The organism is Hominimerdicola intestinalis (genome assembly GCF_054655215.1).
Window position 1 is genome coordinate 110339 of record NZ_BAAHNZ010000004.1, and the last position, 24727, is coordinate 135065.

At 39.7% G+C, this 24727-nt stretch carries 25 protein-coding genes; 22 read left to right on the forward strand and 3 right to left on the reverse strand.

Translation table 11 applies throughout. From position 1 onward, the window contains the following. Positions 1-216: 216 nt before the first annotated feature. Complete coding sequence (locus ACYQ0H_RS05980; protein ID WP_459811964.1) at positions 217-1194, forward strand: helix-turn-helix domain-containing protein; 978 nt, start codon at positions 217-219, stop codon at positions 1192-1194. A gap of 128 nt (positions 1195-1322) precedes the next feature. Here the strand turns inward: ACYQ0H_RS05980 and ACYQ0H_RS05985 are convergent, their stop codons facing one another. Both ACYQ0H_RS05985 and ACYQ0H_RS05990 read right to left on the reverse strand, forming a co-directional pair. Beyond that, positions 1323-1529 carry a hypothetical protein gene (locus tag ACYQ0H_RS05985; RefSeq protein ID WP_459811929.1) on the reverse strand — a complete coding sequence of 69 codons (207 nt, stop codon included), beginning with the start codon at positions 1527-1529 and terminating at the stop codon, positions 1323-1325. Positions 1530-1597: 68 nt separating this feature from the next. Next, positions 1598-3361 carry a L,D-transpeptidase family protein gene (locus tag ACYQ0H_RS05990; RefSeq protein WP_459811930.1) on the reverse strand — a complete coding sequence of 588 codons (1764 nt, stop codon included), beginning with the start codon at positions 3359-3361 and terminating at the stop codon, positions 1598-1600. 352 nt (positions 3362-3713) lie between these two features. On the opposite strand from ACYQ0H_RS05990, the gene ACYQ0H_RS05995 reads away from it, so the two are divergent. From ACYQ0H_RS05995 to ACYQ0H_RS06010, 4 genes are all read left to right on the forward strand, one after another. Beyond that, entirely contained in the window at positions 3714-6518 is a 2805-nt protein-coding gene (locus ACYQ0H_RS05995) for an ATP-binding cassette domain-containing protein (RefSeq protein WP_459811931.1), read from the forward strand. Positions 6519-6809: 291 nt separating this feature from the next. After that, positions 6810-7421 (forward strand): hypothetical protein, encoded by a 612-nt coding sequence (locus tag ACYQ0H_RS06000; protein ID WP_459811932.1) that lies wholly within the window; start codon positions 6810-6812, stop codon positions 7419-7421. A 112-nt stretch (positions 7422-7533) separates the two neighbouring features. Beyond that, on the forward strand, positions 7534-8160 hold the full coding sequence (locus tag ACYQ0H_RS06005; protein WP_459811933.1) for a class D sortase: 627 nt from the start codon (positions 7534-7536) through the stop codon (positions 8158-8160). Beyond that, the gene (locus ACYQ0H_RS06010) at positions 8157-9050 is read left to right on the forward strand and encodes a hypothetical protein (RefSeq protein WP_459811934.1); all 894 of its coding nucleotides are present in this window, start codon (positions 8157-8159) and stop codon (positions 9048-9050) included. The genes ACYQ0H_RS06005 and ACYQ0H_RS06010 overlap by 4 nt, the downstream gene beginning before the upstream one ends. A gap of 338 nt (positions 9051-9388) precedes the next feature. On the opposite strand, the gene ACYQ0H_RS06015 is transcribed toward ACYQ0H_RS06010, so the two are convergent. Further along, positions 9389-10531: a hypothetical protein gene (locus ACYQ0H_RS06015; protein ID WP_459811935.1), complete on the reverse strand. Its 1143-nt coding sequence runs from the start codon at positions 10529-10531 to the stop codon at positions 9389-9391. 366 nt (positions 10532-10897) lie between these two features. On the opposite strand from ACYQ0H_RS06015, the gene ACYQ0H_RS06020 reads away from it, so the two are divergent. From ACYQ0H_RS06020 to ACYQ0H_RS06100, 17 genes are all read left to right on the forward strand, one after another. Further along, a complete protein-coding gene (locus tag ACYQ0H_RS06020; RefSeq protein ID WP_459811936.1) occupies positions 10898-11218 on the forward strand; it encodes a PadR family transcriptional regulator in 321 nt (106 codons plus the stop codon). After that, a complete protein-coding gene (locus ACYQ0H_RS06025; protein WP_459811937.1) occupies positions 11215-11862 on the forward strand; it encodes a DUF1700 domain-containing protein in 648 nt (215 codons plus the stop codon). Before ACYQ0H_RS06020 ends, ACYQ0H_RS06025 begins: the two co-directional genes overlap by 4 nt. Further along, entirely contained in the window at positions 11863-12711 is an 849-nt protein-coding gene (locus ACYQ0H_RS06030) for a hypothetical protein (protein WP_459811938.1), read from the forward strand. It abuts the gene before it with no gap. Between the two features lie 19 nt (positions 12712-12730). Beyond that, the gene (locus ACYQ0H_RS06035) at positions 12731-12910 is read left to right on the forward strand and encodes a PspC domain-containing protein (RefSeq protein ID WP_459811939.1); all 180 of its coding nucleotides are present in this window, start codon (positions 12731-12733) and stop codon (positions 12908-12910) included. Between the two features lie 149 nt (positions 12911-13059). Next, complete coding sequence (locus ACYQ0H_RS06040; protein ID WP_459811940.1) at positions 13060-14361, forward strand: FAD-dependent oxidoreductase; 1302 nt, start codon at positions 13060-13062, stop codon at positions 14359-14361. A 453-nt stretch (positions 14362-14814) separates the two neighbouring features. Next, positions 14815-15219, forward strand: coding sequence for a hypothetical protein (locus ACYQ0H_RS06045; RefSeq protein ID WP_459811941.1), 405 nt, complete (start codon positions 14815-14817; stop codon positions 15217-15219). Positions 15220-15431: 212 nt separating this feature from the next. Beyond that, entirely contained in the window at positions 15432-16274 is an 843-nt protein-coding gene (locus ACYQ0H_RS06050; protein ID WP_459811942.1) for a ParA family protein, read from the forward strand. After that, positions 16275-17183: a ParB/RepB/Spo0J family partition protein gene (locus ACYQ0H_RS06055; RefSeq protein WP_459811943.1), complete on the forward strand. Its 909-nt coding sequence runs from the start codon at positions 16275-16277 to the stop codon at positions 17181-17183. Positions 17184-17332: 149 nt separating this feature from the next. Next, the gene (locus tag ACYQ0H_RS06060; RefSeq protein ID WP_459811944.1) at positions 17333-17635 is read left to right on the forward strand and encodes a type II toxin-antitoxin system RelB/DinJ family antitoxin; all 303 of its coding nucleotides are present in this window, start codon (positions 17333-17335) and stop codon (positions 17633-17635) included. Then, positions 17619-17930 (forward strand): type II toxin-antitoxin system RelE/ParE family toxin, encoded by a 312-nt coding sequence (locus ACYQ0H_RS06065; RefSeq protein ID WP_459811945.1) that lies wholly within the window; start codon positions 17619-17621, stop codon positions 17928-17930. Before ACYQ0H_RS06060 ends, ACYQ0H_RS06065 begins: the two co-directional genes overlap by 17 nt. Positions 17931-17995: 65 nt before the next feature. Beyond that, a complete protein-coding gene (locus ACYQ0H_RS06070) occupies positions 17996-19981 on the forward strand; it encodes a hypothetical protein (RefSeq protein ID WP_459811946.1) in 1986 nt (661 codons plus the stop codon). Between the two features lie 5 nt (positions 19982-19986). Beyond that, positions 19987-21060, forward strand: coding sequence for a ParB N-terminal domain-containing protein (locus ACYQ0H_RS06075; RefSeq protein WP_459811947.1), 1074 nt, complete (start codon positions 19987-19989; stop codon positions 21058-21060). A 188-nt stretch (positions 21061-21248) separates the two neighbouring features. Further along, positions 21249-21452: a hypothetical protein gene (locus ACYQ0H_RS06080; protein WP_459811948.1), complete on the forward strand. Its 204-nt coding sequence runs from the start codon at positions 21249-21251 to the stop codon at positions 21450-21452. A 1-nt stretch (position 21453) separates the two neighbouring features. Then, positions 21454-22542 carry an ImmA/IrrE family metallo-endopeptidase gene (locus ACYQ0H_RS06085; RefSeq protein ID WP_459811949.1) on the forward strand — a complete coding sequence of 363 codons (1089 nt, stop codon included), beginning with the start codon at positions 21454-21456 and terminating at the stop codon, positions 22540-22542. A 93-nt stretch (positions 22543-22635) separates the two neighbouring features. Next, positions 22636-22932 carry a hypothetical protein gene (locus tag ACYQ0H_RS06090; RefSeq protein WP_459811950.1) on the forward strand — a complete coding sequence of 99 codons (297 nt, stop codon included), beginning with the start codon at positions 22636-22638 and terminating at the stop codon, positions 22930-22932. Between the two features lie 86 nt (positions 22933-23018). Then, the gene (locus ACYQ0H_RS06095) at positions 23019-23414 is read left to right on the forward strand and encodes a type II toxin-antitoxin system PemK/MazF family toxin (protein WP_459811951.1); all 396 of its coding nucleotides are present in this window, start codon (positions 23019-23021) and stop codon (positions 23412-23414) included. A gap of 23 nt (positions 23415-23437) precedes the next feature. Further along, the gene (locus ACYQ0H_RS06100; protein ID WP_459811952.1) at positions 23438-24532 is read left to right on the forward strand and encodes a DUF3991 domain-containing protein; all 1095 of its coding nucleotides are present in this window, start codon (positions 23438-23440) and stop codon (positions 24530-24532) included. The last annotated feature ends 195 nt before the right edge of the window (positions 24533-24727 follow it).

A 24727-nucleotide genomic window follows, 5' to 3' on the forward strand; every position in this document is an offset into this window, starting at 1 on the left:
GTATAGCATTCTCTTCCGGCAAAAGTCTGCTCATTTAAAAATTCCTTCAGCTTTTATTGATTATAAAGAATAGGTATGTTATACTGAAACTATAAGTCGATGATAAAATTAATGTGGTAAATATAATTTTGTGCAAGTGAAATCAAGAAAATTTCTTCAAGCTATTATATAATTATTGCAGAGCAGTTGAAAAGAGGAATGTACGGAATGTATGGAATGTATGAATGGCATAGGCAGGTGCAAATAATTGTAGACGAAATAGATAAGTGTATAAAAAACCATAATGATGAAACGATGGCACTATCTTATCTTGCTCGCAAGCTTGGGTACTCAGAATTTTATATTTCAAGAAAGTTCAGGGAAATTTCCGGAATGCATTTTCGTGATTACTTACGTCATCGGACGCTTGCTTTTGCACTGAAAGAAGTTCGTGATACGTCAAAAGGTCTTTTAGACATTGCGCTGGATTATGGCTTTTCCACTCATGAAGCATTTTCCCGTGCATTTAAAAGAACATACGGCATAACGCCCAGTGAATACCGCCGTAATCCTATACCTGTTATCCTACGTACCGTCATTAAGCCGTTTGACTGCTACTTAATTAGCATCGGAGGAATAAATATGACAAATTCAGCAAATGATGTAAAGGTGTATTTTGTGACAATACCAGCGCATAAATATCTGCACATAAGAAATTATGAAAGCATCGGATATTGGGATTTCTGGCAAAAGCAAAGCCAGATACCGGGACAGGACTGCGAAACAATCTGCGGACTGCTTGACAGTATAAAAGGAAAGCTGGATGACATCGGCGGATCAGACAATAACAGCGGAAGCGGTCAGATTATGGCGTTTATAAATGAACCAACCGGCAGAATATGCAGCTGGGGTATTCCGCTTGCAGAAAGCTACGGCGTAAGACTTCCTTTGGATTATAACGGCGAGATCCCTAAACAAATGCTTATCATGGATGTTCCGGAAGGAACTTATATTGTATTCGAACACGGACCGTTTGATTATAAAACCCAGAATCAAAGCGTTGAGCAGAAAATAGAGGAGTCGATGAAAAGCTTCGATTATGAAGCAGCCGGATACTGTCTTGATACCACACCCGGCAGAGTATTCTATTTCTATCATGATTGCAAACGATTTTGGAAGTATATCAGACCGGTTCGAAAACTTTCGAAAACATAAAAGAATTTATTTCTGATAAAATATAGAAAAATACCCGCACAGGAAAATTTTACCTGCGCGGGTATTATATATACTTAATAATTTTATAAAGCAGCTTTTGACTGAACATAAATATAAAAATTAAGCATTTACTTTTTCTTTCCGTTATATTTTTCAAAAGCTTCGCCTACATCGCCGTCAAAAACTATCTTTCCGCCATTTAAATATATTGCCCTGCTGCATGTGTCGCTCATGCTTGCCATGGAATGACTTACAAATAAAACGGTTATGCCTGAATCCCGCAGATCTCTTATTCTGCCCTCGTTCTTCAGCCTTTCTGCTGACTTTCCCGACAAAATGAAACAGCCTGAAAGATCAGGCTGTTTTTATTATAATTCGTTTTTAAATTGAAACGGCAGAACTTCTACCAGTACATTACTACAGGAGTTCCCAGATCAATATTCTCATAAACATACTTTGCTGCGTCGTAAGGCATATTTATACAACCGTGAGAACCGTTTGTTTTATACCTGTTTCCGCCGAAATACGGATGCCAGGTCGCGTCGTGAAGACCAACTCCGAAAGTGCTGATGTTATTCCAGAAGGTTACCGGGGTCTCCCATTTTTCTCCGGTTGACAGACTTCCCTTCAGCACCTTGTCCTTTTCCTTGATCCAAAGCTTATAAACTCCTCCAGGAGTATTTCTCTCCTCTGTCGGCAAGCCTGAAACAATATCGCATTCATATTTGAGCTTTCCGTTTTTGTAATACCAGAAATGCTGCTTTGCCAGATCGACCTCGCAGTAAGTATCTCCTATATCGGATTCGGCGGTTCTCCATTCCGGATTGCACACATATTCATAAGCGGAATATGGATTCTTATAATAAATAGGCTCGATATTTGCGGACTTTCCCTCTTCAATTATTTCAACAAGCTGATCGCAGGTTTGCTGCTGGTCTATCCACCAGCCGTAGCAGCCCTCGCCCTTTTCAACTGTGATCTCACCTCTGCTGGTGGATTTAAACTTCCTGTCCTTGCCGTATGTATCATACTTATCAGCAAGCTTTTCCACATATTCCATAGCTTTATCCTCATCAACGGTATAGCCGTCGGTCGGATCAGCGTTCTCAAAGGTTATCCAGTCAAGTATCTCGCTTCCGTGCAGAGTTTCAGTAGTATAGGTAAAATCATAATTTATCTCAATATCGTAAAGAGAATTAAGCTGATCCAGCTGATCGGTGAGATCTTCTTCCGTTACCTCAGGATCCTCGTAGCAGTCAACAGCGCTAAGATCTATCAGATATTCGCCCGAATCAACATAGCCGATTATATAATCAAATAAATCGTCAAGCTTATCCTCGTCGACCTTATCTCCCCTTACCTCCTTAACGATCGCAAAGCCGTCGTCTGTTTTCTCAATATAAGCGTCCTGCGGCTCGGCAGTTCCCGGAGAATCAACGATCTTCCGCTTCACCTCACTGTATAGCTTATCCTTATCATAGGTAAATGTAGAATGGAAATTATACTCAGTCTTATTCCATAGATTCCTGAACCATGTATAATGATTCTGCTGTGTAAAATACTGTGAAACCGTTACCTTTATATTATCCTTATAGCCTATTTTATCAAGTGAGATCGTAAGATCAGTACCGTCAAGCTTAGTAAGGGTTATATTTTCAGGAATTACCGAATTCTGAAGTACAAGTTCGTAGGCTTCTTTCTCGGTCTTTCCGCTAACGTCGATACCGTTTATCGTAGTATTCGCAAGAAACTTTCCGTCAGCCTTGTTCATTCCATAAAAATAAACTCCCGTAACCGCAGCCGCTGCCGCAATTACGATACAAGCTGATAAAATACCTATAACTTTTGCTCTTGATCTCTTTTTCTTCTTTCGGCCCTTTGACTTAGTGGTGGAAGCGGCGCTGTTTTTTTTATGTACGCCTTCTGAAGCTTTTTTTTCGGTTCTTACCGCAGTTTTAACGGCTGCGGAAGTACCCTCAGAAGTTAAGTCGGCGCTTCCTACGTTTCTATCCGCCTGCTCTGCTTGTGAATTACCGTTATCATCGCCGCTTACGGAAAACAAGTCCGTATCGTCAGAAAAAATCTCTTCTCCGTTTTTAATTGCCATATTTCTTGCTATCTGCCTTGCAAGCTCTTCCTTGGACGGCTTATTAAAGTCTTTTTCCATAGAAGCACATACCTTTCCTTAATCAAGTTCCGCTGCTTTTACTTTTTATTATACACCACCAAACGACAAATTGCAATCAGAAATTTTCACAATATACAAAGCTTGATTGCATAATATATTGGAGAATTTCCTATATTGTCACTGTGATATATAATTGTACGTTTTTTGTTACAGTTTTATTTTATAATAAAATACGTCTGTGAAAACTTTGTGACAGATTGGGGGTAAAACAAAATATTTTACAGGCTTATACCGCCTGACAAAATTCACATAAACTTTATGGTAAAGTTTAAACGCAGTTTATATTCAGGCATTATAATTATTATGTAATACAATTAAAGGAGATAAGCAGATGCTAAGCTTAAAAGGTATAGTAAAAAACTATGTTTCCGGAGACGAAACGGTTCAGGCTCTAAAAGGGATCGATATAGAATTCCGAGAAAGCGAATTTGTTTCAGTTCTCGGTCCGTCCGGCTGCGGAAAAACAACTCTGCTGAACATAATCGGCGGTCTTGACCGATATACAAGCGGAGATCTTGTAATAAACGGAAAATCAACAAAGGAATTTAGGGACAGCGACTGGGATACCTACAGAAACCATTCTATAGGCTTTGTATTTCAGAGCTACAACCTGATACCTCACCAGACCGTTCTTTCAAATGTAGAGCTTGCCCTTACCCTTTCCGGAGTTTCTAAATCGGAAAGACGAAAAAGGGCCGTGGACGTTCTTACTCAGGTAGGCCTTGGCGACCAGCTTCATAAAAAGCCTAACCAGATGTCCGGCGGTCAGATGCAGAGAGTTGCTATAGCCAGAGCGCTTATAAACGATCCTGACATACTTCTCGCTGATGAACCTACCGGCGCTTTGGATTCTGCAACAAGCGTTCAGATAATGGAGATACTCAAGGACATTTCCAAGGATAAACTTATTATAATGGTAACTCATAACCCGGAGCTTGCCGAAAAGTATTCCTCCAGAATAATTAAACTGCTTGACGGCAAGGTCACCGATGATTCTGACCCGTACTCTGCCAGCATAGTTGAACCTATAAAAAAAGAAGAAAAGCCAAAAGGAGAAAAGAAAAAAGCCAGAAAGACCTCTATGTCTTTCCTTACAGCGCTTTCGCTTTCCAAAAACAATCTGCTTACCAAGAAAGCAAGGACTATTCTTACTTCCTTTGCCGGAAGTATAGGAATAATAGGAATAGCTCTGATACTGTCGCTATCTAACGGTGTCCAGACATATATATCCTCTGTTCAGGAGGATACTCTCTCCACATATCCGCTGACTATAGACGAGACCTCCACGAACCTTGAATCAATGATGAAGGTTATGGCAGAAGCTGCTCAGCCTGATGAAAACAGACCTGCCGATAAGATCTATTCAAGAAATTCTACCGGTAAAATGCTCAACGCAATGATGACTGAATCGACCCATAACAATCTGAAGGACTTCAAAACTTACCTTGACAGCCGAAAGGGAGATCTTGAAAATTATACTAGCGATATTAAATATTCCTACAGTACGGTAATGAATATTTATAAGGAAAACCCGAATAACGATATTATACAGGTAAATCCCTCGCAGGTATACGAGGCAATGGGCATGAGCTCGCAGATAACCGAAATGCAGTCTTCGTCAATTGCTTCAATGTCACCTATAATGGCGACTACCGCAAATATGTGGTCCGAAATGATAGATAATCAGGAAATACTAGACGCTCAGTATGATGTTATAGCAGGACATATGCCGAAAAACTATAATGAGATCGTAGTCGTAGTAAATAAGTATAACGAAATAGACGACTTTGCTCTTTATTCATTGGGTTTAAAGGACGTAAGCGAGCTTTCTGATATGATGGACGCTATGCAGAATATGGAGACTGTAGACGAGTCGGTCACAGAATATTCTTACGACGATATCCTGGGGCTTAAATACAGACTTATACTCAATACCGATTATTACAAAAAAGAAGGCAGCAGATGGGTAAATATGTCCGAGGATGAGGACTATATGAGATCCGTTATAGAAAACGGAATAGATCTGAAGGTTGTGGGCATACTTAAACCGAACGAAGAAGCCTCGGCTCAGTCTATAGGAGGCGTTATAGGTTACCGTTCCGATCTTATGAAAACGCTTATTGACAGAATAAACGAAACAGAGATAGTAAAGGAGCAGAAAGCCGACCCGGAGACTGACGTATTTACAGGGCTTAAATTTGATACCAATGATAAAGAGGACAAAACCGCAGAGCGCAGCGAACTGCTTGCAAAGATCGGATACGATAAGCTTTCGGAAGCTGAAAAAGCACAGGTCGACGCGCTTTCAGACGAGCAGCTAGCTAAGATGGCGGCAAGTATGGAAGCTATGAGCTCCGAGCCTGAGATGAGCCGTGAAGAAATGCTGGCGGTTATAAAATACAGCGAAATGTCCGACGAGGAAAAGGCACAGATAGATTCGCTTTCCGATCAGCAGCTTTCGGCTATGATAGAGATGATGAAGCAGAACGAGAAGCTTCCCGAAAAGCCGGAAACTACCTATACCGAAAATCTTTCGCTTCTCGGCGTAGCCAGCCTTGATACCCCCAGCAGCATAAATATTTATCCTAAGGATTTTGCTTCAAAGGAAGAAATTGAAAATATAATCAAAGAATATAACGACAAGGCGGAAGCTGACGGACATGAGGAGAATATAATACAGTATACCGATATGGTAGGACTTATGATGTCGTCTGTTACCTCGATAATTGATGCTATAAGCTATGTTCTTATTGCATTCGTTGCTATTTCGCTGATAGTTTCTTCAATAATGATAGGAATAATAACCTATATTTCAGTTCTTGAAAGAACCAAGGAAATAGGAATACTGAGAAGTATAGGCGCTTCTAAAAAGGATATTTCCAGAGTTTTTAACGCTGAAACGATTATCGTAGGATTTACTGCCGGAGCAATAGGTATAGCGATCTCCTATCTGCTGACAGTACCAATAAATATGATCATTTCGCATCTTACAGACGCTCCCGTCAGAGCTGCCGTTCCGGCCGCAGGAGCTGTAATACTGATAATTATCAGTATGCTTCTTACCTTTATTGCAGGACTTATCCCTTCAAGGATCGCAGCTAAGAAAGATCCTGTAGTCGCATTGAGAACAGAATAAAAATATATACGGAGGTAGATAAAATGAAAAAAATATCTGCTGAAACTAAAGACAAAATTTACGGCTTAGCAAGCTGCCTTACCGCCGGTCTGGCTCTTATGGCGCTTATAAGCATGAGCTTTTTGCATTAAGCATTTATTATTTAAGGTCAGAGAAGATCGGTTCTCTGACCTTATTTATGTTTGAAGTTAAATAAATAAAACAAGATTCATATTTTTTCAAAAAGTGCTTGCTTTTTTTAGGAAGATATGATATAATGCAATTAGGTAAAATTGAATGGAGGAATACAAAATGAACAAATTTATAAGATCAATAATAACTGCCGCCGCTGCCGGAGCTATTGCCTGCACCGCAGTACTTTCTGCGTCTGCCGCAACTTCTCAGGACGCAATAAATGCAGCAAAGTCAGCAGGAGTTCCCGGTATTTATGTTCAGCAGCTTGAAAATTATCTGAAAACGGCTTCGTTTACATCTGACCAGTATCAGCTCATGGTTGATACAGTTTCTAACGTATCGGATACATATATTTCAGAGCTTGCTCAGAGTATGTACGGAAAAACTCCGGCAGAGCTTACTGAGGAAGAAAAAACCGCTGTCGGAAAAAAGCTGACCGGAGATCAGAAACAGGCTATAATTAACGCTTTCGTAAATCTCGGAGATAAAGTCGGAGTAAAAATAAACGTTGATCATATCAGCAAGGGCAACTATAATATTGAGGTTGCCGCTCCTTCCGACAATTCTTCGGGAAGCGGTAATACTACAATAGTTGTAGATACTGATCCTGTTGCCAATACCGGTGAAAATGAAACTGAGAGTTCTGCCGCAGCAGCAATCGCTGCAGGGTCTTTACTTCTTACAGCTTCCGGAGCCGTTGTTATTCTTGCTAAAAAGAATAAAGCTTAATAAACAAAATTTATTTGGAGTGTAATTATTTGTGAACAGTAAAAGCCGAAATTCACACACTTCATCAAAAAGGGCGATGAGAACAACTTTATTTGTGCTCACGCCCCTTTTGATGTTATTGATAATTCTTTCCGCCGCAGTTCTTTTGTTTCTAAAACCATATAATTATTTTAAGCCTTACGCCAATATAGTGTTCAGAGATACTGCTCCGTCTTCCTCCCTTAGAACTCTTAATTCGTATAGGGACGACGATGCTCCTGACCTCAGCGCAACTATAACTGTAGACGAAAAACAGCATGATATAGTTTACCCGTATTACGGCGACTGCTATGCAGCGCTTAATTGTGAAAATGCAGGACTGAACGATATACCAGTATTCTGGGGCGACAGTCCAGATCTGCTTGAAAAGGGAGCGGGACAGTTTAACGGTTCCGTATATATCGGTGAAAAAGGCAATGTAGTTATTTCAGGACATAATCATACATACTTTTATAATCTGAAAAACTGTAAGACAGGCGATATTATTACTCTGGAGACCTCTTACGGTGTCTTTACCTATAAGGTTTCGGAGCTGGTATATTTTAAGGACAGCGACCTGACATATATCTATCCTTCCGAAGAGGACAGGCTTACGCTTTACACCTGCTGGAACAACGGAATGCTTGGAATGTCCGATACAAGACTCGGAGTTATATGCGAGCTTATAAGCAAAGAATTTAATCAGGAGGACGGGAAATGAACCATAAGCTTTATCACTATCTTCCCTGTTTCGTACTTAGTCTTGTCATCTCTGTACTGCTGATCTGCTTTCAGCTGACTTATTTTACAGCTCAGGTGATCTTAAAGCCCTCGCTATATTCAGAGGCACTTTCAAAAAACAGTATTACCAATCTTATTTATGATGATCTTGAAACTTACTTTACCCGTATATCTGCAGCAACGGGAGTTCCGGCGGAAGTATATATGAAAAGCGTAACAAAAGCAAACCTTTCCTCAGCAGTCAATTCTCTTATACAGGATTCTCTTAATTACCTTAAAAGCAAAGACTCACCGAAACCTGAAATAAAATACAGCTTTGAACAGCTTGAACAGGATATCGCAGATTACTTTGAAAGCTACGCAAATGAAAACAATATAGAAAAAAACGAGGAATATAAAAAGCTTCTGAATTCAACAATTGAAACCGCGGAAAGCCAGATCTCAGGCAAGCTGGACGTACTTTTCTTAAAGCGGCTCTCCGATACTTCTTTGGCTTCGGAAGTCCACGTTTATGCAGGTTTTATAAATGCAGCAATGTATATATGTGCGGCAGCTGCAATCGCCCTTTGGGCGCTGATGTTTTATATTATCAGACATCATAAGCTGAATATGCTGTACTGGGTCGGGATCTCGGTTTTCGTTTCCTCTGCGGCGATCCTGATTCCTTCAGCTTATCTGCATTTCAGTAATTATTTCAGCAATTTTTTTGTAAAAACGCCTTATATTCAGAAATCTGTGACCGGACTGATCAATACAGTGCTTGCAAAAACAGTTACCTTTGAATTTGTTATGACAGCGCTTGGAATTATACTGATATGCTCTTATGCCATACTTAAAAGCGGATTACTTAAAATAAACAGAAAAAAATAAATCTCAGCCTGTTTTCTGGTAGACACTGCTCCACTTTGTGCAGACAGCAAAACCTATGGTAATTGAATAAAAATTCAAAATCAAACTGATTACGCAATTTAAGCGGAGTCAGTTTTGTTTTAAGCTACGCTGATTTCATAAAAGTTATGGATCACCCATATGTTACCTGTACATAACTGCGCCTCCTATGGTTTTTATTATACCATAGGAGGCGCTTTTTGTCATTGCCTGTTTTTATAGTTCGGTGCAGTAATCACCGTTAAAGACAAGCTTTTATATATTATCAATTAAATCGGTACGTTATGTACATACGGGATCTCAAACTATACATTAAATAGCTATACAAGGAAATCCTGATAGCCGTCGTTTTCTTCCCTGAGGCTCTTGATCTGCATGGCTATCTCCTCGCTGTCTGCTTCAATTTTAGCCTTTATATCGTTGACTGCGTTCTGCTTCTCAGCAAGTTCAGCCTGTGCAGCTGATTTTTCATTGTCAAGAGCGTCAAGAAGGTTCTTTGAGCTTTCCTCATATTCCTTAAGCTTCTGATTAGCCGCTGCGGTAGCATTTTTATACTCAGCGTCTATCTCCTCAAGTTTTCTTCTGTACTCCTCATCAGCTCTGGCGATCGCTTCACGATGCTCTTCTCTTGCCTTTTCCATATCAGCATAAGCCTCGTCAGCCTTAGCTTCAGCCTTTTCAAAGTTCTCTTGACATACCGTTAGAGCTCCGTCGGCAGCCTCAAGCTGAGGAGCATACTCGCTGTCAAGCTTCGCAGCCTTTTCTTCAAGCTCAGCTATTCTGGCATTATTGGCTTCGATCTGGCTCATTGCAAAGGCCTTCATCTTACTGAGAGCCTTGCTTGCCTTTTCAGCAGCAGTTTCCTCCGCCGAATCAGCAGAGTCGTCAGCCTCTTCATTCTTCTCAGATAATTCTTCTGGCTTATTATCAGCGACGATTTCTATAGATTGCCCGGAAGAAACTGAATCAGGCTCATCGGCTTTAGATCCTTCGCTTACATTAGGCGGAGATATCTCATCCATCATATTTTCAGCAGCCGGAATGCTTTCATTGCCTGACGATGAAATAACTGAAGAACCTCCGTTGTGACTTACATAGTCATCTACCAGACTTACAGTCCTCTCCTCAGAATCTCCCGAAGCGGCAGCAAATTCCTCCTGCTGCTTTTTCTTTTTCTCAAGCATATATCTTTCAAGCTTGCTTAAATTTTCATAATTCTCATCTTCGACGCTATCCTGTACATCTTCCTGAACTGCTTCAGGCTCGGCAGGCTTGGGTCTTGCGGTCACTACAGTTTCGGGAATACTGTCTTCACCCAGTTTTCTTCTTATTACGCCTACAACAATATCGTTTCTTAACTCAGTTTCAGCGCAGATTTCTTCAACAGATCTGCCTTCCTGAAACAATCTGACAATTTTTTCATTAGTGGATTCTTCTTTTTTCTTTTTCAATGCTAAAGCCATATTAATCAATCCTTTCGTCAAGCTTGGTCAGTATATAATATTCAAAAAGATTTATATAAATGACCGTATATTTGTATTATATCACAATTCATTTTGTAAAGCAATAGAGAATTAAAAATTCTATCAAAAAATAATGCACGATTTATGCTGTTGATTTTAGTGAAATGTTAACATAAGCTCAATAGTTGTATTTTATAACATAAGCATTTCTGCAATTTGTGTATTTCTAAGCTATTATTACAAAAAACACAAAACAAATTTGTATATATCGTCAAATTTATATTATTGTATTGACAAATAATATTATACGATATATAATATAGTTAAGAGAACAATATTGTTTCAAAAACAGAAAGGAGCAGAAATATGAGTTTTCCTATAAGCGCCGGCTTACTGGACGCAATGGTGCTTTCGGTTGTCGACAGAGGCGATACCTACGGATATGAAATAACCCAGTTTATCCGAGGAGCGGTCGATGTATCTGAATCCACTCTATATCCTGTTTTAAGACGGCTTCAAAAGGGCGATCTGCTTGAAACCTACGATATGGAATATATGGGCAGAAACAGGCGTTACTATCGTGTTACCAGCAAGGGTGAATCAGCTCTAACTCAATACCGAAGCGACTGGTATGAGCATAAAGCAAAAATCGACAGTATTTTATTGAACGAGGTGGAGAAAAAATGAAAAGAAAAGAATTCCTTGAACAGCTGCAAAGCCGTCTGAACCGTCTTCCGGACGACGAGCTTAACAATGTTCTTGATTATTATAACGAGATCTTTCTTGACGCCGGAGAGGAAAATGAAGAAGAAACTGCTGAAAATCTCGGAAATATTGACGATATAGCACGTCAGATATATGCCGATAATAATATTGCGCCGGACGGAAAGCCTGAATTTATAATGGACGAAGCCGCCTATAGAAAATACGGAGAAAACAGCAGTAACGACAGCCGAACAGCTACTAACTCACAGGTCGGTTCAGGTATGTCGGTATCCGGAAAAATACTGCTGGTAATTTTACTGTTTCCGATATGGTTTCCGATCCTTGCGGCAGTAAGTGCAGTGCTTTTTTCCGTTGCAGTTACGTTTATTGCTCTTGGCTTTACTTTAGGTATTTCTGGAGCGGCTTTAACTGCGGCGGGAATCGTAACTGTTTTTACAGCTCCTCCTATAGGTCTTATTACCGCCGGAACAGGTCTGGTAATTCTTTCCTTAGGTCTGTTTATAGCCAAACCTCTGTTCAAAAGCGTATGGAGAGGTTTTGCTTCGTTCCTGAATTGGCTCGTTTCAAAGGCTCACGGAATTTTTGCTGACAGGAGGTCTGTATAAATGGATAACGCTAAGAAAAGAAAGCTCACTTTGCCGCTGATACTTCTTATATCCGGAGTTTTACTGCTTTTGCTGGGAATAATTATTATGAGCTTTACAGATTCCGATAAATACTTTCCGAGAGAAGATATTTCCGAAAACTTCCCTGCCGACAAAATTCAGTATCTGGATATTGATATAGGTATCGGACATTTTGATCTTGAAACCTACGACGGAGATAAAATAATCATTGAAGCTCAGAATCTACCTGAGGGGAGATACTTATTCAACTGCTCAGATGATAAATTCAGTATAAAATACAAAAACTACAAATGGTATGAATGGTATAAGAACACCAACTTTTATATTGGGCCTTTCAGCTGGGGTAACAGCGATGAACCCGAATTTAAGATCTTGATCCCAGACAAGGAATATACTTCAGCAAAGCTTAACGGAGGAGTAGGCGAATATACCGTAAGCGGTCTTAAATGCGTAAACGTCGATATAGACGCAGGAGTGGGCAATGGCAGATTTACCGGCTGCATAATAAGCGGTAAGGCTGACATAGATATGGGAGTAGGAGAATGCCGTTTTGAAAACTGTTCTGTTAACGAAGGAGATATCGACTGCGGTATAGGAGAATTCAGCTACAGCGGAAAAATCCTGGGCAGACTTGATTTAGACTGCGGTATCGGCGAATGCAGACTGGACATAGACGGATATTATTCAGACTATGACATAAAAAAAGACACGGGAATCGGAGAAATAAATATTGAACGAAATTCCGACAATCCGAACGGCAGCGCTCCGATAAAAATACCTATAGATATTGACGGCGGAATAGGAGAAGTAAATATAAAATTCAAATGATTGAAAGGGGTTATATCTTATGAATAAAAGACTGTATAGATTAAGGGACAACAGAATGATATGCGGCGTCTGCGGCGGTATCGGTGAATACTTTAATATTGATCCCAATCTGGTAAGGATCGGCTTTGTGCTTCTAGGCTGCGGAGGAGTAGGAATAATAGCCTATATAGTAGCAGCGGTAATTCTCCCTGAAAAATAAACTTTAAATACAGCTGCATCGTCTTTGCTTCCGGCAAGGACGATGTTTTTTCTCAAAGGCTCTGTACAATTCCCTCCGTAATATTTTCAAAAAAGCATAACGTTCCTTTTTTATGGCATAATATAAAAAAACGAAACGGAGATACAGAAATGAGATCAGTATGGAGCGCAGAATCTGCCTTTCCTCAGTTTCCGAGGCTTGAAAGAGATATTAAAACAGACATACTTATAATAGGCGGCGGAATTGCAGGAATTTTAACCGCATATCGTCTTCAGCAGCAGGGAGTAAACTATATTCTTGTCGAAAAGGAACGCATATGCGGCGGTACGACCTGTAATACAACGGCAAAAATAACCTACCAGCACGCATTTATATACAATAAGATTCTTAAAAGCAGCGGTCCAGAAAAAGCCAAAGCATACCTTTCGGCAAATATGGCGGCTTTTGATGAATATGCCGCACTATGCCGCAATATCGACTGCGATTATGAAATCAAGGACAACTACGTTTATACTTCCGACGAGTACAAACTGGAAAAAGAACTCAGCGCTTTAAGCAGGATAGGCTATAATGCCGAGCTGTGCCGAAAGCTTCCTATACCCGTTTCAGCTGTAGGAGCGATTAAATTTGCGGATCAGGCTCAGTTTAACCCGCTTAAATTTCTTTCAGCTATATCAAAGGATCTGAATATTTACGAAAATACATTTGTAAGAGAAATGATAGAAAATACCGCAGTTACAGACCTCGGAAAAATAAGCGCAGAAAAAGTGATAGTGACTACTCACTTCCCCTTTATCAACAAGCACGGCAGCTATTTTCTAAAGCTTTACCAGCACCGTTCATATGTTATCGCATTGGAAAACGCTCAGAATGTTCACGGAATGTACGTTGACGAGAGCAAAAAAGGGTACTCATTCAGAAACTATAATGATCTTCTGATTTTAGGCGGCGGCTCTCACAGAACCGGCAAAAAAGGCGGCAACTGGGATGAACTGCGAAACTTTGCAAAAGAACATTATCCCGAAGCTAAGGAGAAATATCACTGGGCGGCTCAAGACTGCATGAGTCTTGACAGCATTCCATATATAGGTCATTATTCAAAAAACACTCCGAATCTGTACACTGCAAGCGGCTTTAATAAATGGGGCATAACCGGAGCAATGACAGCGGCAATGGTACTGAGTGATATTGTAACAGAAAAAAACAATGAATATGCCGACGTATTCGATCCCTCACGAAGCATATTAAAGCCTCAGCTGTTTTTAAATGGCATTGAAGCAACAGCCAATCTTCTTAAATTTTCAAAGAAAAGATGTCCTCATCTTGGCTGCGCTCTTAAATGGAACAGCGCTGAGCATTCATGGGACTGCCCCTGTCACGGCTCACGTTTCTCAGAAAACGGAAAGGTACTTGAAAACCCAGCTAACGGAGATCTGAAAGAAAAAAATTGATTTTTAAAACTTTGAACAGCCGCCTAATTTGTATAAAAAAGAACCACGCAATTGCGTGGTTCTTATACTATATGGTGCCGGTGACCGGGGTCGAACCGGTACGGTATCACTACCACAGGATTTTGAGGATAATTCCAATAGAATATTTCAAAATCTTTTGCAATGATTAAAATCCAGATATATTGTGTAAATTTTATTTTCAAGAAAACAAAGAATCGACCAATGAAATGGAACGAGAAGCAGCTATGTTTATGATTAGAATATATACATATTTAGCTTTTTGTGAAAAAATGAGAGCCAAACGGTCACACCGCTAATCTCTCTCCAATAGCATAAAACAGCGATTGCAACGCTGATGAGGACGGCTATCCCCCAATCAACCCTGCCGTCCTCTTTTTTATGCTCAAAATTATATAAAATGGGTTGATAATAATTGAAAGAGGGTTGACTTTTATGACAAACTACATGGGCAAAAGCAGACTAATAAAAATACTGTATCAGTATTTAAAAGATACGTCGTCAGATAAGCTAATGAAGCTTGAAGAGGAACGAAAAGAATGGAGAAAACAGAATCATGATATAATTTATTACAGAAAATATCGTGGTTCGGAATGGCTTGAAGTAAGTATTTCATTTGATGATACATCATATAGTTTCATACTGTATAGTTGTGCAAATAATGAGGGACAGCGAAGACTTGAATTGACGGAAAAAAGAAACCGTTGGAACGAAAAAACTCAAGATGATGAAAACTCCCAGATCTTTTACGGTAACGCCTTTTATGACGCTCAATTCAATCCTTCAGGCGGCAATGCCGAATTAAAATGCTTTGAGATCAGAAAGGGGCAGATCATATGAAGATTTCAATAACACTTGATGTTGACGCAAAAGCTTCCGGCTACGTAAATGATGATGATCTTAAAGATAATATCATGAACTGTGCTGGTGATCCTGATCGCCGGCATACTTGATGATATATTATCATCAGCATAGACAAGGTCGCTCCTTGAGCAGCAGGTTGTGTTCTTCCCTGCTGCTTTTTCTATGCGTAGACGAAGAACGAAGTAAATTTGAAAGGACTTGAAACCATGATGAAGAACACAAAAGTAATCGCAGTTGCGAACCAGAAAGGCGGCGTTGCGAAAACAACGTCAGCATTTAACATTGCCGCTATTTTAAGAAAAGAAGGCTATGATGTATTAGCAATTGACTTTGATCCGCAGAGCAGTCTTTCAAACTCATGCTTAAAGTATGAGTATCATAACAATGATATTACTATTACAGATTTGATGAAAAGTATTATTGAAAGAAAAACAATTGATTTTAAGACTGCGGTACATCGTAATGAAATCAATAATTTTGATTATATACCTTCAACTATAACACTATCCGGAGTGGAAATTGATCTATGTAAAACCCATTGCCGAGAAATGGTACTAAAGCGTGTCATAAACAATTATACAGACTATGATTATATCATAATCGACTGTCCTCCCGCTTTGGGAAATCTGCTGTTTAATGCATTAGCTGCAGCGGACTATGTTCTGATCCCCGTGCTTGCTCAGGAAATGGCGGTAGGGGGCATTCCCTTGCTGCTGGACAGTATAGAAGAAATTCATGAATTTGCAAATCCTAAGCTTGAAATACTAGGCGTATTTGCAACATGGGTTGAAAAAAATAATAATATGTCATTTGACGTTACTGAAGCTGTCAGCTCTGTATTTAAAGATAAATTTTTAGGAGGTATAAGTAAATCTAAATCTGCACAGGAAAGCTGCCAATCCGGAATTGCTTTGTGTAATTATGACCGTAAAAAAGTTAACGAGTATAAAAATAAGCTTGCCGATGAATATAAGATGATAGTTGAAAAAATAAAGGAGTGTCACCGTGACACAAAAAAAGGAGGGTTTTAAATGCCTATTGATTTAAAACTATCTTCTGATAGACCGAAGGCGAATTTTTCAAGCAATTTTGAAGAAATGCTTATAGATAAGGAAACTGTAGTTAGTTTACCAATGTCCCAGATCTCTTTTTTCAATTATAAGGGTAAATTACAGCCATTTTCAATTGCCGAAAGCGAATTGCTGGCTTTAAAACAATCTATTGAAAAACAAGGCCTTATATCACCAATTATCGTTCGGATGATTGATAATAACAAGTATCAGATCCTCAGCGGTCATAAGCGATATACAGCGTGTCAGCAATTGTATTTCAAAACAATAGACGCAGTCGTTATAGATGTTGCAGATGATGACATTGCATTTGATATTCTATGTCAGGCGAATATTCAACGCAAGGAGCCGAAGCCAAGCGAATTGTCTGAAATGTTCAATACATATTTGAACATGAGAAAAGAACAGGCGTTTTCAAGAGAAAAAACCATAAAGGATATATGCGATATGTTTAACATATCTAAAAAGTCAATGTACCGGTACGCAAATATTGCTCGCTTACACCCCGGCTTTGCATCTTTGATTGATAACAAGGCGATAAATATCAGATTCATTGAAACATTATTAAAATTAAATGATGAACAGCAGAAAGCAATTATTGATTATTATAACAGGAACGACAAGCTATCTGCAAAAGTCTTAAACTTCGTTATCAGTTATATGCTTACCAACGGATCTACAGATGTATACAGAGCCGTTTTGTTTGCAGATCAGGAAAGAGAAAATCACACAAAAGAAAATAGCATATATGACATTCTCAGAAATAAAAATGCAAAGTATGCTGATTTCACGGATGAGCAGTTTAATGAAATAATTTTAGCTGTATTTGATAAAATTGAAAATGACAGGAACTCATTTAAAGCTGTATAAAGTGTCACGGTGACACAAAATTAGATGTGTATAAAAAGACGATTGAATTAATGCCGCATTATGTATAATTGATATGTGCGCACAATGTATTGACAACAGCTTGATATAATGATATAATAAAGATAAGAAAATAAAAGGAGCTGTTAGACATGGAAAAAACAACGATTAACGTTCGCATTGATAAACAGGATAAGGATAATGCTAAAATGATATTCGACAGTCTGGGGCTTGATATGTCAACGGCAATAAATATGTTTATCCGCCAGACGATAATTGAAAACGGACTTCCGTTCAGACCAACTCTCGACGCACCGAAAAGACTTCAGGCCGCCAGTTATAATGAACTGCTTGAAAAGCTTGCTGAGGGAGAGCGTTCTTTAAAAGAGGGAAATACAGTATCGGCAGATGAATTTTTCAAAAAAATGAGTGACAAATATGATTACAAATTATAAAGTAGTAATTTCAGAGGAGGCGCAGGAAGACATTGATTGCTTGTTTGAATATATCTGCAATGTTTTGACCGCAGAAAGATCCGCTGAGAGAATCATTCAGCAAATAAGCAAATCAATTTTAGGTTTGAGCAGCTTTCCTCTGAAAGGGGTTGAAACAAAAATCAAAGCCTGTGACGGCAGTATGTACCGGAAGCTGATCGTAGACAACTATATTGTTTTCTATTTAGTTTACGATACGGAAAAAACCGTTAAGATAGTAAGGATTATAGACGGAAGAACAAATTATCATATGTAGAGAAAAGACGATTGAATTATCAATCGTCTTTTTATTATGCGATATAAAAATAAGGAGTGAAAAGAATGGCGATTGAAACCGGAATTTACGGCGAAGTCACAATACGACACGAGCTAGCGCACGGAATATATCAGCTTGTGCTTGCAGCCGGAAAAGGATTGAGGGCTTTGATTATCGGTAAGGATTTTGCAAAACAGGTATTAACTCAGGCGGCGTTGGCAAAAGCTGATGACTACGATGAAAACTATCTGGGCTATCCTGAGCAGGACGGAAGAATGTCAATACCGCTCTATGAGCTTAATCAGAAGGGATTGCTTAATCTTCCCCTGCAGGAAGCGAAAGCGCATTTTAATAATCTTATACACCTTATCCCTGACTATCTGAGGAACAGAGGAATATTGAAAGAAAAACCTCTGCCTGATATTCGTACTAAGCTTGCCGACGAAACTCGTCAACTTGAAAAACAACTCTCCGGCAGATCCAAAAAGGAACTGATAGCCTCAGCAGAAGAAATAGTAAATTTCAATAAAATTAAAGATATTATTGGCAGTAGTGAATTCCCATTGAGAAATCAAGGACTAATGATAGCTGCACCAAATCTCGTAAAGTCTGTACAAAAAACTTTGCGGGAACTGAAACTTGAAATAAATACTGAAAATGTACAGAAGGTATGCGGAAGCTATGACGAAGCGGTAAAAATCGACAATAAGGTTATTGAGGACGCTCTGAGTGACATCACAAATGAGCTAAAGCACACACAGATGTCAAGAGTGAAAACTGTAGTGATGCAAATGACGGCTGACGGGAAAACACACGATTTTGCGCTTTCCGTTGAAGATTTTGAAAATATGCTACTTACCGATGAGATCAAAGCAGAGTTTGCAAAAACATATATGCCGGATTTCCCCGTTCCCGATTATTACGGTCAGGAATATAAATGGCTTTACGAATCGCTATTTATAAAAAGGTTCGGCGAAAATGTACAGGAAAACTGGGAGAGATTCGCTCTGCAAGGAGAAAAATTGCAGCTGCACCTAAAATCATTGTCAACGGAAATAATAGCAGCTGACAGCTATACTGATCTACGGAACATTGCTCAGATAAAAGGTTATTTGCAATCCGCATATAAAAATCCGGAGAAATATATAGAAAGGCTGGTGAGATCAGATGAGATTGAAGACCATAAGAAAACCATTAATGAAATACAGCAACTTATATATAAAGCTGAACAGCAGGCAGATCAGTCTACATCTGCTGAACAGCAAGTAGATCAGACTACATCTGCTGAACAGCAAGTAGATCAGACTACATCTGCTGAACAGCAGGCAGATCAGACTACATCTGCGGGTAACGATCAATCAGAGGTTAAAAAGCCGGAAGCCGCTGCACATTTGCAGTCCAATAAGCAGTCTGATATAGAATTTGTGAAAAAAGAAGTGAAAAGGCGTAAACCTACACCGGAAAGCCGCAAAATGCTTAACAAAGCTAAAATAATAACGGCACAGGAGGCTGAAAACCTATCAGATACGCTGGTAAGGGAGCGTATAGAGCGTCCCGACTCCAACCGTGTTATGTATGTACTTAACAAACAAAAGCCGAATGAGGTCATAAGGCTATATACAAATTATGACGAAAAGACCAAATCTGCGGATATTGTTATACAGTCGTATGATAACGATCAATTGCACAATATGCATGATATTACTCCCCTGTCTAAATCAGATTTTAAGGATTATCTGGCACATCTGACTAAGCCCATAGTTATGACCGAGGCGGCTTACAAAGCCTACAGCGATCAAAGGGTGCTGGAACAGGCGACGAAATTTGAAGAAGAAGTTAAACCATTTATTCCAAAGGAGCAGCTGTCTCAGGAAGCGGTCGGAGTTATAGTTTCTGACATTGCCATTGATTCGGTTGAAGAGATAATAAATGAATCAATTGAAAATAGGAACGAAGCTGAAATATCAGCTGAAGCAAATGTTTCTGATATTCAGCCGGAGGAGCAGATCGAAGAAATAATTGAAGAAGAAATAGAAATTGAAATAGGGTGATAATTATGAACAGTATCCAATATATAGATCCGGCAAAACTGAAAAGCTACAGGGATCATATTTTCCCGCTGTACAGCGGAGACCGGCTTGACCGGCTTGTTGAATCCATCAAAGCTCTGGGAGTATTAACTCCGATCATAGTTCGTGCGCTGGACTTCAAGGGCAACAACTACGAGATACTTGCCGGACACAATCGTGTACATGCTTGTCAGCTGGCCGGAGTAAAAGAAGTACCGTCAATTGTAGTCATTCCGAAATCGGAAGAAGAAGCAAAGCTTATAGCAATCGAAACAAATATGTGCCAGAGGTCGCTGGAGGAAATACCTTTATCAGTAAAAGCCAGGGCAATAGCACAGTGGTACAGCTGTATAAAAGCTCAGGGCATGAGAACGGATCTGCTTGACGAGATAGCACAGCTGGAACGCCTTGAACAGCTCGATTATTCCATTCCTGAAAATGCAAAAAATTTCACTGAAAAAAGTAACGCAAACAGCGATAAAACCGAAGAAAATTTGACTTCTGTTCAAATTGAACAGAAGTCTGAAGCACGAGAATATATTTCTGAAAAAACAGGTATGTCTGCGGCAGAAATCCAACGCCTGATCCGCATATCAAAGCTGTCCGATCAGCTGCTTGAAAAGGTTGATAACGGCACAATTCCATACACCGCCGCATATGAGCTGTCGTTTGTGCCGGCTGACACTCTTTTTGCTCTTAACATTATATACGACAGTCATAAAACTTTATCAATAACGATCAAAGCAGCTCAGAGGCTGCGTTATGCAACCAAAAACGGAAAGAATATAACTAACGGAAACGAGATTTTAAAAATCATTTCAGGCGATGAAAAATTGAAAAAAGAAAAGCAAATGTCCGTTACGCTGAAACCAAAGGTGCTAACCAAATATTTTGGTGACATAAAGAGTAAAAAATCTGTGACTGAAAAAGTGGAGAAATCACTTGAACTTACTGAGGTTGTAATACCTCAAATACTTCGAAAGCATAATGTTTCTGCTGTTGCTGATTATGATAGCATACTAACCGAAGCGCTGGATATGTATTTTAAGGCAAAGGAGTGAATATGGTGAACAAGAATGACAGAAATTTGATTGAGAAAGCTTTGATCAACTTTATAGTCAGGGTTGCAGACGGAAAGCAACCTGTGACGCAGAAATCGCAGTGCTGCCGCAGATCGTTGAAGCATTGATAAAAAACGAATGTTTTTCAAATGCCATTGAAGATTTCAACATATTTAGAGGTGAATAAAATGCTAAAGGACAATGAAATAATCGGCTGGTACAACGGAAAGGCTCTGACAGTCGATGAAAATAACGAGATCAGCTATTATGAAATGCCGGAAGAATACGCGGTCAAAGGAGAGATTCTGGATTGTGATGATCTGAAGCATATATCTGAGCTTCCGGCAGATGAAGTCATAGCGATAATGGATCATCTTGCACAGGAGGCATAGCATGAAGGTCTCAAATGAAAAAAGAATGCAGCATTCCAAGGATATACAGCTTCAGAAAGAAAAACTGCAAAAGGAAATTGAGAATATCGCTCTTAACTATACCGACAGTCCGGAAAAGCTTGCTGAGCTTGCCGAGTTCCGTTCCAGGTTCCATAATTACAGTGTCAGAAACACCATGCTTATTTATGCTCAGAATCCAGCCGCTTCTTTTATCGGAAGCTATGCGCGGTTCAAAGAGCTGGGAAAGGAAATAGCAGTTGAAAACGGCGAGTTTGACGATAAAGGCAATATTCCGTATTTCGGAGTAAAGGCCGGTCAGACGGGTATGAAGATTTTGGTGCCGGCTGAAATAACGTATATCTGTGTAGATAAAGTCAATAACGAATGGATCAGAATGTCCGAAGCGACAGCACAGCAAAAAAGCGCGGCCAAAATAGGGACGCTTGAAACAAAAACAGGGCTTACGTTCAGGCTGGGAACTGTCTTTGATATTTCTCAGACGGCGATACCGTCAAAGTATTATCCGCAGATCTATTCTATGGGCTACAGCTCAGAGCAGCACGCTGAAATATTTGAGGGACTAAAAGCATATATCGAAAATGAGCTTGACTGTCCGATAAAAATTGAAATAGATAATTCAATAACGCTTCGCGGCTTCTGCTATACCTCGGAAATAAAGGGTATAGGTTTAAATAACAGGCTGGAGGATACCCAGAGGCTTTCTACTTTATGCCATGAGCTTGGGCATTTTCTTATGCACAGAACAAAAGAAGCCGAAAATAAGCTTTCCGCTCAGCGCGAGGTTGAAGCGGACATATATAACATAATGCTTAATTCTCATTTTGATATAGAAACAAACGATATACGCAAGGCGCATCTTGCAGACAGCTATCGTCAATATACAGAGGCTATATCAGAAACGGGGTCGAAGGCAAACGGAGATAAGAACGCATTTGAAAATCTTGAAACAATTTTTTCAAATGCCGGCAGGGCTTTTAACGAATCAATTCAGGAGATCGACAGCTATGTTAATCTGTATGTGTCTGAAATGAAAGCTGAAACGGCGGAAGAATATTCAATTGAGGCTTGACAATGTATAATTTTTGATACATAATATATACATATAACGCCTCAGTTTTTTGGACGGAGCAAGGCTCCGAATAAATTCAAGGAGGAAATATTTATGAGTAAGTACATTGAGGCGGTCAAAAAGGTTCGAGGCGGGCTTCCACTTTCAGAAGATGAAAAGGAAGTGCTGGAGAACGGCGCAAATATACTCGAAAGCGTACCTGAAATATATAAGGCTCCGGCGCTGCTTGCAAAACAGCAGAAAGGCTATGAACTGAGCAAGGTTGAAAAAGAATATCTTAGTATGCAGCTTATGCTTTTGTCAGAGTCAGAAGATGATGAAACTGCTGATGAAGCGGCAGCAAATGATACGCTCGTTGAAGAACTGCTGAAAGACCGGACGCAGAATTAACTTGTCAGCGTCACTGTAAACTTAAAATTTATTTTTAAAGGAAGAACATTTTTGGTGTTCTTCCTTTTTTGTTTGGAGGAAAAACAATGGAAATAGGAGATGTATATTTAGTCAATTTTCACTATGAGGAAAATGAGAGGTTCGCCAAACTGCGTCCTGCGGTTTGTATTCTGATTAATTCAAACAATGATGAATTTGCGGCGCTGAAAGTAACGTCGAAAGAACGTGCTTACGATAAATGCAGTATTAGGCTTACCGAAAGCAAAGCAGCCGGATTAAAGGTTCAATCGTTTGTCCGCTGTAATAAGATTGAGTTCTTTAAAAGTTCTGATATAATCGCTAAGCGCGGAAATTTATCAGAACATGATTTAAGATCCGTTATAAGCGGCTTCAATGACTACTATTCAAGGCTTTCGCAAATTAGTCAGAGCATAAAACAATTCCAAGAAGAACCGGAGCAGCCTGATCTGGAAATGGAGTGATAAAAGAAATGGAGTGATAAAAATTGAAAAGAAACAATTATCCTTTTACTCAAGACGAAATGAAAGCGGCGTATGAAACATCGGTTATAGATCTGGCACAGCAGTACGGATATGAGCTTAAAGCAGAGCGTGATGTTTTTCACATCAAGGGATTTGGTGGATTATATATCTGGCAGAATGGTTTAGGGTGGTATCAACACAGTACTCAAGATCGGGGTAACAATGTTGATTTTTTGATGAAATTCTGCGGCGTCGATCGTAAGATTGATGCCATAAGAATGCTGCTGACAACAGCGAGGATTACTCCTGCCGCTGAACTGCGCATAAATAATGAGCCGCCGAAGCCAAAAGGAAAAATAAAGCTGCCGGAAACATTCAGCGGCACATACGGAAATCTATATTGGTATCTGATGACTAAACGATGCATTGATAAAGACGTGGTATATAAATGCCTGTACGACCGCAATATATATCAGGATATACACCGTAATGTGGTTTTCTGCGGCAAGGATAACAGCGGCAACATTAAATATGCAAGCGTGCGCGGAACGGTTGAAATTGAAGGTAAAGAGCCATTTAAAGGAGAGGTTTTCAACAGCGATAAAAAATACGGCTTCAGGATAGACGGTACAAGCGACCGTCTTTTTGTATTTGAGGCACCCATCGACGCAATGAGCCATGCAACCTTGTGTAAGCTGTCAGGTCTTGATTGGCAAATGGACACACGGCTTGCGCTCGGCGGCACATCCGATCTGGCTCTTAAGCAGTATCTTGCCGACAATCCGCAGATTAAGCAAATAGTTTTCTGTTTGGATAACGATTTCTACAAATGGGATAAAAATTTGCGATGTTGGAACAACGTAGGACAGAATGTGATATTAAAATACGTTGAAAAATATAAGGAGAAATACATCATCGGCCGTTCCAGACCTCCGATTCCGTTCAAGGATTTCAACGAATATTTGACCGGATCGCTACACCCGGAATTTGCGCAGCAATGCAAAGTAAAAGCTTGTCAATGCTTTATACAGCATGATTCGCCTGAAAAGATCGAGGAGTATTTCCCTGAAGAGCAGGCGGAAATCCAATCAGAGCCGATCCCTGCCCCGGAAGCCTGAGCTTTTTTCTTTTCAAATTTTTCAGCTGCGGAGCAGCGTACCGAAAGGGCAAAAATCGAAGTGAAACGAGATTTTAACCCAGAAGGGCAGGAATAGCTGTCATACGACAGCTTAGCACATCTCGCAGGCAAAGCCTGCGAAGCGTATTACAGCACACAAAAATGTATTACAAACATAATACACAAGTGTCAAAGC